The organism is Streptomyces ipomoeae 91-03 (assembly GCF_000317595.1).
Classification (GTDB): domain Bacteria; phylum Actinomycetota; class Actinomycetes; order Streptomycetales; family Streptomycetaceae; genus Streptomyces; species Streptomyces ipomoeae.
The window spans coordinates 1-8,970 of the sequence record NZ_AEJC01000164.1 but is presented as its reverse complement, the minus strand read 5'-3'; the positions used below and the strand labels follow the sequence as shown (position 1 = coordinate 8,970).

General features: G+C 70.6%; 7 protein-coding genes. 2 read left to right on the top strand and 5 right to left on the bottom strand.

The genetic code is table 11. The annotated features are described in order from the left end of the window. Positions 1 to 19: 19 nt before the first annotated feature. From STRIP9103_RS10845 to STRIP9103_RS10835, 3 genes are all read right to left on the bottom strand, one after another. Complete coding sequence (locus STRIP9103_RS10845) at positions 20 to 1,750, bottom strand: hypothetical protein (RefSeq protein ID WP_009307624.1); 1,731 nt, start codon at positions 1,748 to 1,750, stop codon at positions 20 to 22. A gap of 119 nt (positions 1,751 to 1,869) precedes the next feature. After that, positions 1,870 to 2,469, bottom strand: coding sequence for a hypothetical protein (locus STRIP9103_RS10840; RefSeq protein ID WP_009307621.1), 600 nt, complete (start codon positions 2,467 to 2,469; stop codon positions 1,870 to 1,872). Positions 2,470 to 2,585: 116 nt separating this feature from the next. Further along, positions 2,586 to 3,566: a pectate lyase family protein gene (locus STRIP9103_RS10835; RefSeq protein ID WP_009307618.1), complete on the bottom strand. Its 981-nt coding sequence runs from the start codon at positions 3,564 to 3,566 to the stop codon at positions 2,586 to 2,588. A 265-nt stretch (positions 3,567 to 3,831) separates the two neighbouring features. On the opposite strand from STRIP9103_RS10835, the gene STRIP9103_RS10830 reads away from it, so the two are divergent. Then, a complete protein-coding gene (locus tag STRIP9103_RS10830; protein ID WP_009307625.1) occupies positions 3,832 to 6,996 on the top strand; it encodes a glycoside hydrolase in 3,165 nt (1,054 codons plus the stop codon). A gap of 73 nt (positions 6,997 to 7,069) precedes the next feature. On the opposite strand, the gene STRIP9103_RS10825 is transcribed toward STRIP9103_RS10830, so the two are convergent. Further along, positions 7,070 to 7,531 (bottom strand): MarR family winged helix-turn-helix transcriptional regulator, encoded by a 462-nt coding sequence (locus STRIP9103_RS10825; protein WP_009307619.1) that lies wholly within the window; start codon positions 7,529 to 7,531, stop codon positions 7,070 to 7,072. A 128-nt stretch (positions 7,532 to 7,659) separates the two neighbouring features. Between STRIP9103_RS10825 and STRIP9103_RS10820 the strand changes: the two genes are divergently transcribed. Then, positions 7,660 to 8,034, top strand: coding sequence for an HGxxPAAW family protein (locus STRIP9103_RS10820; protein WP_009307617.1), 375 nt, complete (start codon positions 7,660 to 7,662; stop codon positions 8,032 to 8,034). Between the two features lie 41 nt (positions 8,035 to 8,075). Here the strand turns inward: STRIP9103_RS10820 and STRIP9103_RS10815 are convergent, their stop codons facing one another. Further along, complete coding sequence (locus tag STRIP9103_RS10815; RefSeq protein ID WP_048820072.1) at positions 8,076 to 8,870, bottom strand: alpha/beta fold hydrolase; 795 nt, start codon at positions 8,868 to 8,870, stop codon at positions 8,076 to 8,078. Between the last annotated feature and the right edge of the window lie 100 nt (positions 8,871 to 8,970).

Genomic DNA, 8,970 nt, shown 5'->3' with positions numbered 1-8,970 from the left:
CTTCCCGTGCGGGGCGCGGCTATCGGGGAGCGCGGGCGAACTCCGTGAGGCTCGCGGAGACCGGCTCGGGTCGGCCGTCGTTCTGCTCGGGCGCGGCGGTCAGGACGTCGAGGTGCTGGTAGCCGTCGGCGACGACGGGGTCGAGGTCGGCCGGGATGCGGCCCGCCAGCAGGCCGTCGCCCGCGAGGACCGTGAGCGTCGGGTTGGCGGTCAGCCCCTCGGGGTGGACGACGAGCCGCTTCACCTGCGGTGAGGTGGCGAGTTGCAGGTCGGTGACCAGCTTGGTCGGGAAGTACTGCTCGGTGAAGTCCAGCGGCTGCTCGGCCAGGCTGCGGGCCAGTTCCTGGATGTCGGTGACCTCCTTGCCCGCGCCGATGAAGGGCGTCCCGTCGGCCGACCGGTACCCGGGGTCGTCGGGGTCGCCGACGCGGTCGTAGTTCCGCCAGGTGTAGAGCGGGCCGCGCGGCCGGTCCGGGATGGCCTTGTACTCGCCACCGAACAGCCCTGGTTGCCCGTTGTCCCCGTTGGCGACGGGGAAGCTCTTGTCGGCGATGGGGCCTCCGTCGAAGAAGCCCACACTGGACTGCAGGAACGCCAGCGGTACGGAGTGGTCGTCCATCAGCGCGCCGAGCACGGCCTGGTTGGTGAGCCGGAAGTCCTTCACCGCGGGTGAGCCGGTGAGGAAGGTGGCGGTGTCCTTGGAGAAGAGGAAGCGGTTGGTCGCCTCGATGTTGGTGTCGAGGGGGAGGTAGCTGGGCAGATCGGCCTCGCCGCCCGGATCCTGGACGGCGCCCAGACCTGCGATGGCCAGCAGGGTCATGGTCTCGGGGTTGAGCAGGACCGGCGCGGACAGCGTGCGTGACAGCACCCCGCTGTCGAGCCCGGCCTGCACCACGCCGTGACCGAGGCCGATGTCGGGCAGGTTGGTGTCGTCCGGGATGCTGCCGCTGAGGTCGGCGAGCGAGGTGGAGACGGTGGTGTCGAGGGCGAAGTACCCGGCGCACTGGTTCTGCCCGGCGTCCGCCGTGGTGGCCGGGTCGCCGTCGAAGTCGGCGGTCGCGAAGTACCCGGTGATCACGCCGCCCAGGGAGTGCCCGCCGCACAGCACCTTCTCCTTGCGCAGCCGCTGGTCGGGCAACTCGGCGGTGAGCAGGTCGTACTGGTCGCGGACGGTCCGCTCGATGCCGAGCCGCGCCATCCACCCCAGGTCCGTGTTGCCGACGAACCCGGCGAAGGTACGGCCGTCGACCTGCTTGCCCCGGTAGTAGTAGTCGACGGCGGTGTGCTGGTCGCCGGAGGCGATGCCGGTGCGGTCCTCCAGGCAGTTGGAGCGCCGGTCCAGGGCCCAGAACTCGATGTGCTCGCCCCGCGCGGCGGCGCGGGCCACGGTGTTGCGGGCGACGCTGTCGAACGCCCCGGCGCCCTCCAGGATCCCCGGCTGGGCGACGAGGATCCGGTCGGCGCCGGCCGAGGCCTCCGGTCCGTCGGCCGCCCGGTAGCGCAGATACGACAGCCAGTCGCACGCCGCCGGCCGCGCCCCGAACGACGCCGGCAGCGGCGCCTTCACCCGCACCACCGACTCGATCACGCCCTCGACGGGACTGGTCGACGCCACGGGTGTCTCGGTCCGTGTGCCCGCGCCATGCGCGTCCGAGGCGCCCGCGGTGAGCGCCCCGGTCGTCAGCAGCACCGCCAGCGCGGCGCCGCGCAGCTTCTTCGGGCTTCTTCTTCTGCCGCGACTCGTGTTCATGGTGGGACGGTAGGACCGCGAGGGCCGCCCGCCCCGCCCACGCTCACAACAACGCAAGCCCTGGTGGCGCCTTTGTCACCAGGCACCAACTCCCGGTGTTCGAGGGCGCCTCGCAGGCATCAGAGCCCGTCACGCACCATCGCGGCGACGATCTGGACGTGCCGGTTGGCAGCCGTGCCGGAGAACTCGTTCTCGTAGTTCAGCCCGTACGGCCAGAAGTGGCCGCCGCCGGTGGAGATCTTGGCGCTGGACCCGTCGAACTGCCGGACGAGCGCCGTGGTCTGCGCACCGGTCCATGTGCCGCCGCCGCCCAAGCGCGACCAGCCCGAGCTGGTGCCCACCCCGATGGTGTGCGCGATCTCGTGCAGCGCGGTGCGCTCGGTCATATAGCTGCGGTTGCCGAAGCGAATGGTCCCGTTGATGTTGCCGTCGGCGGTGGGCACGCCCGGGTCGTAGCGGACGGTGATGTTCTTGCCCAGGTCGCTGAGGTTGTTGTAGCGGGCGACCGCGGCGTTCATGGCGTTGGTGATGAGGTTGTAGGCGGTCAGCTGGTCCTGGGTCGGGTTGCTCGCCCGTTGCAGGGTCCAGGTGATGGTCGCCGCCGCCACCTGCTCCTGCGGGGCCGGCGCGGTCCGCGGTGCGGCCTGTGCGACACCGGGTCCGGCCAACAGCGCGGCGGCCAGGGCGACTACGACCGCCTTCTTGCGGGGTGGCTTCATCGGGGGTCCTCCTGTGGGGGGTGATCCGTCGCGTGGGGGGGGCGACAGTGGGGGGTGATCCGTCGCTGGAGGCGACGGTGGGGGGACGTCGAGGATCCGGGGGTGGGTACGGCGGCTCAGGCGCCGATCTTGCCGACACCCGCTCCGGCCCGTACGAGGGCGGGAACGTCGGCGGCGGGGTCCAGGGTGTACGCGTAGTAGGTGCGCGGCTCGATCACGGTGCCGTTGGTCTCGCAGGCGCCGGACCCGGTGAAGACGTTGTTGCGCTGCACCAGCCGGCCGGGCCCGGAGGCGTCGTAGCCACTGGCGGAGTAGCAGGGATGGGGTGAGCTCTCGAAGTGGTTGCCCTCGACGAGCACGCCCGCGTTCATCGTCGACGCGACACCGTAGATGGCGTTGCCCTTGTAGTAGTTGTTGTAGACGTGGACGGGCTCACCGAAGCGGACGCGTGGATGCCGCTGGCGTGAGCCGTCGAAGAAGTTGTGGTGGATGGAGACCTTCAACTTCCCCGTGTCCTGGGCGCTGTTGCCGTCGGAGTGCCCGAGCAGCATGCTCTTGTCGGTCTTGTTGAACCAGTTCCACGACACGGTGACGTACTGGGCGCCGCGGACGACGTCGACCGCACCGTCGACGGGCGCCACGAACTCGTTGTGGTCGATCCAGACGTGGTGGGAGTCCTGACCGACGGTGACGGCGTCGTCCTCGGCGTTGGTGAACCTGATGTTCCGCACGATGACGTTGTACGAGCGGTGGAGCTCCAGGCCACCGCCGTTGATGACAGCCGACGAACCGACCCCGATGATGGTCTTGTTGGGGCGTACGCCCTGCTTGCTGGTTATGTCGATGGTGCCCTGCACCCGGATGACCAACGGGCCCGTGGTGTCGATGTACTGGAGGAACTGCTCGGTGGTGGTGGCGGTCACGGTCGCGCCGCCTGCTCCACCGGTGGTGCCGTTCTGCCCGAGCGCGTCGACGGCGGCGAAGCCCGTGGGGGACGTCTCCGCGAGCGGTGCCTCCGACGACTGAGCCTGTGTCGGCCCGGTCCCGGCGAGCAGCAGGGTGAGAGCCAGTGCGGGAACGGTGCGTAAGGACTTCATGGTGGTTCCTCCCTGGGTGAGCTGACCCTTGAGGGGGAGAAAGCGCTTTCCAAAGTTTCCCGGATGCTAATCACGCGTTATGAGCATGTCAACGGATTCGACCAACCCCGCACCGGCCCCGATCCCGTCCGCTGTCTTGACGTGTGCATTTCCGTCATCAAGCATGCCCTGAGCGCGATTCCTTCTGATCGGTTCTGTTCGCCTCTGTGTTGTGGAAGGGAGTGCCGTGTCCCAACGGCATCGCATCGTCCGGGCATTGACACCCATGGTCCCCGTGGTCCTGGGCGCGGGTCTGGTGACCGCGCCCGTCGCCGACGCCGCGACCGCGGATCCATCGCCCTCGGCGGCACAGAGCGGGGTGACCGTACGGATCGATCCGTCGTACCGGCAGCAGGAGTTCGAGGGGTGGGGGACCAGCCTCGTCTGGTTCGCGAACGCCACCGGCAACTACCCGGACCCCATCCGAAGACGACTTGTCGACATGGTGTTCGGCGAGGACGGTCTGCGGCTCAACATCGCGCGCTACAACATCGGCGGCGGAAACGCCCCGGACGTCCGCAAGGACTACATGAAGACCGGCGCGACGATGGACGGCTTCTGGAAGGCCCCCGAGGGCACCACCCGGCAGGACACGGAGTGGTGGGACCCCGACAACCCGGACCACTGGAACTGGGACGCCGACTCGGGCCAGCGCTGGTGGCTGGACCAGGTCAAGGACAAGGTCACCAAGTGGGAGGCGTTCAGCAACTCACCGCCCTGGTTCCAGACCGTCAGCGGTTATGTCTCCGGCGGCTTCGACGCGAACGCGGACCAGATCCGCGCGGACCGCGTCGACGAGTTCGCCACCTATCTGGTGCGGGTGACCGAGGAGTTGGAGAAGGCGCACGGCATCGACTTCGACACCATCGCCCCGCTCAACGAGCCCAACACCAACTACTGGGGCACCCAGATCGGCGCGGACGGCCGGCCCACAGGGGGACGTCAGGAGGGCGCGCACGCGGGACCGGCGCTCCAGCAGAAGGTCGTCCTCGCGCTCGACAAGGCCCTGGAAGGCGCGGGGACCGACGCCGAGATCTCCGCGATGGACGAGACCAACCCCACGATCTTCACCCAGAACTGGAACGCGTACGACACCTCCGCACGAGCCGCTGTCCCCCAGCTGAACGTGCACACATACGGCACCGGCATGCGCACCAGCGCCCGTGACATCGCCAAGGGCGCGGACAAGAAGCTCTGGATGAGCGAGGTCGAGGGCACCTGGGGCACCGGCACCGACTTCACCGGCATGGAGCCGGGCCTCGGTATCGCCACGCGCATGGTCGACGACATGCGTGAACTGGAGCCGTCGGCCTGGGTGTTCTGGCAGCCGATCGAGGACTCCATCCCGCAGGCCGCCGCCGGCAAGAACTGGGGCAGCATCCACATCCCGTTCAACTGCACGGCCCAGGACACCCTGGAGAGCTGCCCGATCCGGGCCAACTCCAAGTTCCACACCATCCGGAACTTCACCCATCACATCCGTCCCGGCGATCACTTCGTCAAGGTCGACGACCCGTCCAGCGTGGCCGCCGTCAAGAAGTCAGGCCGTGGGGCGACCGTGGTGCATGTGAACAGCGGTACGGCCGCCCGCTCCGTCACCCTCGACCTCTCCCGCTTCGGCAAGGTCTCGCCCCGGGCCTCCGTCACCCCCGTGGTGACCAGCGCCGACGGTGCCCTCGTCCGCGGCACCCCGGTCCGGGTCACCGACCGCTCGGCCACGCTCACCGTCCCCGCGAAGTCGGTCACCACCTTCCTCGTCGACGGTGTCAGCGGTGTGGCGAAGGACGCCGCCCTCGTCCAGCCCGGGCACGTCTACCGCCTCCAGGGCACACAGAGCGGCAAGGCGTTGGCCCCGTCCGAGGACGGCACCGGCGTCGTCATCCGCACGACCGACGCCACGAGCGCCCGGCAGCTGTGGTCGGTGGAGAAGCTGACGCGCGGCAACGACAACCGCGAGCGCTACACCCTCACCAACGCCGGGACCGGCAAGCGACTCGCGGTCCGCGACAACCAGGCCGTCCTCGACGACCCGGGCACCGGTGAAGTCCCCGAAGCCGCGCAGTGGGTGATGTCGACGACCGGCGACGGCACGTGGACCTTCGTCAACGCCGCCACCGGCCGTCTGATCGACGTCACCGGGCAGTCGTCCGCGGACGGCGCCAAGGTGTCGACGTACACCCCGACCTCGGCGGGCAACCAGCGCTGGGCGGTGACCGACGAGACGGTGCTGCGCGCGGAGCCCGCCAAGGCCTTCACCGTCCCCGGGCTGCGGCCGGAGCTGCCGACCACGGTGACGCCGGTGTTCCGGGACGGCGCCCGGGGCTCCCTGCCCGTGGTGTGGAGCCTGCCGTCGGACCGTGAATGGCGCAAGCCCGGCACGGTACGCGTCCGGGGCGAGGCGACCGACCCCCTCGGCCGGAAGATCCCCGCGAAGGCGGTCGTCACCGTCGACACCATCGCCTCGACCCTCCCCGGCCGCGCCAAGACCTATGTGGGCGGCGCGCCCGAACTCCCGACCGCGGTCGTCGGCGTCGGCGGGAACGGCGGCCGGACCGACCTGCCCGTCACCTGGGACCCGGCACCCGCCGGGGCGTTCGACAGGACCGGAACCGTCACCCTGTCCGGCACCGCACGGATCGTCGACGGCACGACGGCCGACGCGACCGTACGCGTACAGGTCACCGAGCCGGCCGAGACGAACATCGCGCCCGACGAGGACGTCTCCGTCGGCGCCACGTTCACCGAGAGCGGCTACTCCGCCGAGCGGCTGCGCAACGGCAACACCGCCGAGAAGGCCTGGTCCAACTGGAAGTCGGGCACCAAGAACCCGTCCGACACCATCACCTTCACCCTGCCGAAGGCCCGCGACCTCACCCGTGTCGTCGCCCACTTCCACCGGGACGGGACCAACACCTCCTTCCCCGAGAGCCTGAAGGCGCAGGTCCGGGCGACCAGCGACGGCACCTGGACCGACGCGAGCGCATCCGTCCCGGTCGGGACCGAGGGCACCCCCGTGATCGACGTACCGCTCACGGCGACCGGACCGGCGGCCGAGGTGCGCGTGGTCATGACGGCACGTCAGGGCGGCTACATCACCATGAGCGAGATCGAGGTGTACGCCAGGACCCCGGGCGTCTCCTCGGACGCCGCCGCCACGGCCATCGAGGTCGCGGGCACCCCGATCGCGTCCTTCGACCCCGACACGACCACCTACCGGGTCACGACCACGGACCCCGACCGCGCCTCGGTCACGGCCACCGCCCGCGACCCCTACGCGACCGTCACGGTCGACCGCACCCGCGAGTACGGCCGAACGTCGGCCGTCGTCACGGTGACCAGCGAGGACGGCTCACAGACCCGGACCTACCGGATCGACCTCGTACGACGCTGAGACCGCCGCGAGTACGGCGGACGAAGCCCTCGGAGCACGACCGGGGCCCTCGGAGCACGACGCCGAGGCGGCCTCAGCACGACTCCTCCAGATAGGTGCGCGCCACCTCACCGGCTCGTGTGAACCAGTCGGTGAGGAGGGCGATCTCGTCGGGTGTGTACCGGCCGAAGAGCTCCGCGAGGCGCTCGTAGAACGGGCCGTAGATCTCCCGCACCCGCTCGGCGGCGGCCGGGACCGCGACCACGCGGACCCGGCGGCCATCGGCGGGATCCGGCTGCCGCGTCACGAAACCGCCGCGCTCCAGGCGGTTCAGGACGCCGGTCACCGCGCCCGTGGTGACATACGCGCGCACCGCCAGGTCACCGGCGGTGACGGGGGTGTCCCCCGCTTCCAGGACGTACGCGAAGCAGACGAGATCGGTGACGCTCAGGCCGAGGTTCCGGGCGAACTCCTGCTGTCCGACGAGCATCGTCGCGATCAGGCCGTCCATGGCGCTGATCGCGTCCGGAACGCTGGGACGGAACTCGGCCTCCATTGCAAACGCCTCCGGCGCGGGCTAGATTCCTTACTCGCTAAGATATCTTAGGCCGACGCCGACGGTGTGGCCACGGCGTGCCGTGGCGCGTGCGGCGCGGCGCGTGAGGGGACGTGAGGGGAGCACACGTGAGTCTGCACGACGAGGGCCACACCGTAGCGGGGTGGACCGGTTCCTTCATCGGCACGGTCGGGTCGCTGGCCGCCGGTCTGGGCATCTGCGGCTGGGGTCCGGGCATCCCGCTGGGGCTGGCCATCATGGTGGCGGCTCTCCTGGTCACCTGGGTCCTCCACCTCGCCGGCTGGGGCAAGCCTCCGGGCCCCCGTCCGCGCGACCAGTGGCGTATGCGCGACCGGGACCGTTCCGCGCGCGGAGGCCACCCCGGCTGCCTGGGCTGCCGCCTGGCGGGCCGCCGCGGCACGAAGGCCCCCGCGACCACTCTGCCCGAGCCGGTGGTCACCGCCGCCCCGCCCACGGTCTCCACGGCGGATTCGTCGAGCTGACGCTTCCTCACATCATCCTGCGGGCGGGCCTTTGCGGCCCTTCAGTGTCCTCCGGCCGTTCCGGCCCAGCCATCGATCAGTTCGATCGTGCGCCGAGGATGCTCCTCGTGCACGTAGTGCCCGCTGTCGGGCCAGTGTTCGACGCGTGAACCGGGAACGCGGAGGCTGCCGCGTTCCCAGGCGGCGGCCTCGGCCGAGGTCCAGACGGTGAGGGCCGGGTGGGGCCGGCGGCGGAGGTACGCCTCGCTGTGCGGGCGGATGCCGACGGCGCCGGGGTCGGTGTACATCCCGGCGTACGACTGGGCGATGACGTGGTCCGGGGTGCCGAGCATGGTGCGGATGTGCGCGGTGCGCAGACCGGGCGGTGCCTGGGGGGAGAAGGCCCCGGCGACGAAGTCGGCGGCCTCGCGCGCCCCGCGCTTCTCGTAAGCGGCGAGCCGGGCCGGGATCTGCTCGACCTCGGCGCCGTGCGCACCGTGGGCCGGGTCGAGCGCGATGACGGACCGGACGGAGTCCGGGTGGTGGACGGCCAGGAGATTGACGACCTGGCCGCCCATCGAATGACCGACCGCGACGACCGGCGCCACACCCTCGGCCTCGATCAACGCGGCCAGATCACCGGCCATCTCCACCGGGGTGTTCCCCTCGTCCGGCACCTCCGAGCGACCATGCCCCCGCAGGTCGGGGACGAGAACCCGGAACCGGTCGGCCAGCACCTCGGCATGCGGCGACCACTCCCGCCCGTCCCCGCCCCAGCCGTGGACGAGCAGCAACGCCGGGGCGTCGACGCGGCCGAGGCTCGTGTGGAAGAGGCGGACGCGGTCGGGGAGTGTCATGGGTGGCCGTCCGAAGAGGTACGTGGCGTGGTCAGAGGCTGAACAGCGGGGTGCCGAACCCCGGGTGGTCGCACTGGTCGGGGGCGCCCTCCGGACGGAG

Coding starts and splice junctions, on each gene's coding strand:
- STRIP9103_RS10845 (WP_009307624.1), bottom strand. CDS start 1,750: ATGAACACGAGTCGCGGCAGAAGAAGAAGCCCGAAGAAGCTGCGCGGC.
- STRIP9103_RS10840 (WP_009307621.1), bottom strand. CDS start 2,469: ATGAAGCCACCCCGCAAGAAGGCGGTCGTAGTCGCCCTGGCCGCCGCG.
- STRIP9103_RS10835 (WP_009307618.1), bottom strand. CDS start 3,566: ATGAAGTCCTTACGCACCGTTCCCGCACTGGCTCTCACCCTGCTGCTC.
- STRIP9103_RS10830 (WP_009307625.1), top strand. CDS start 3,832: ATGGTCCCCGTGGTCCTGGGCGCGGGTCTGGTGACCGCGCCCGTCGCC.
- STRIP9103_RS10825 (WP_009307619.1), bottom strand. CDS start 7,531: ATGGAGGCCGAGTTCCGTCCCAGCGTTCCGGACGCGATCAGCGCCATG.
- STRIP9103_RS10815 (WP_048820072.1), bottom strand. CDS start 8,870: ATGACACTCCCCGACCGCGTCCGCCTCTTCCACACGAGCCTCGGCCGC.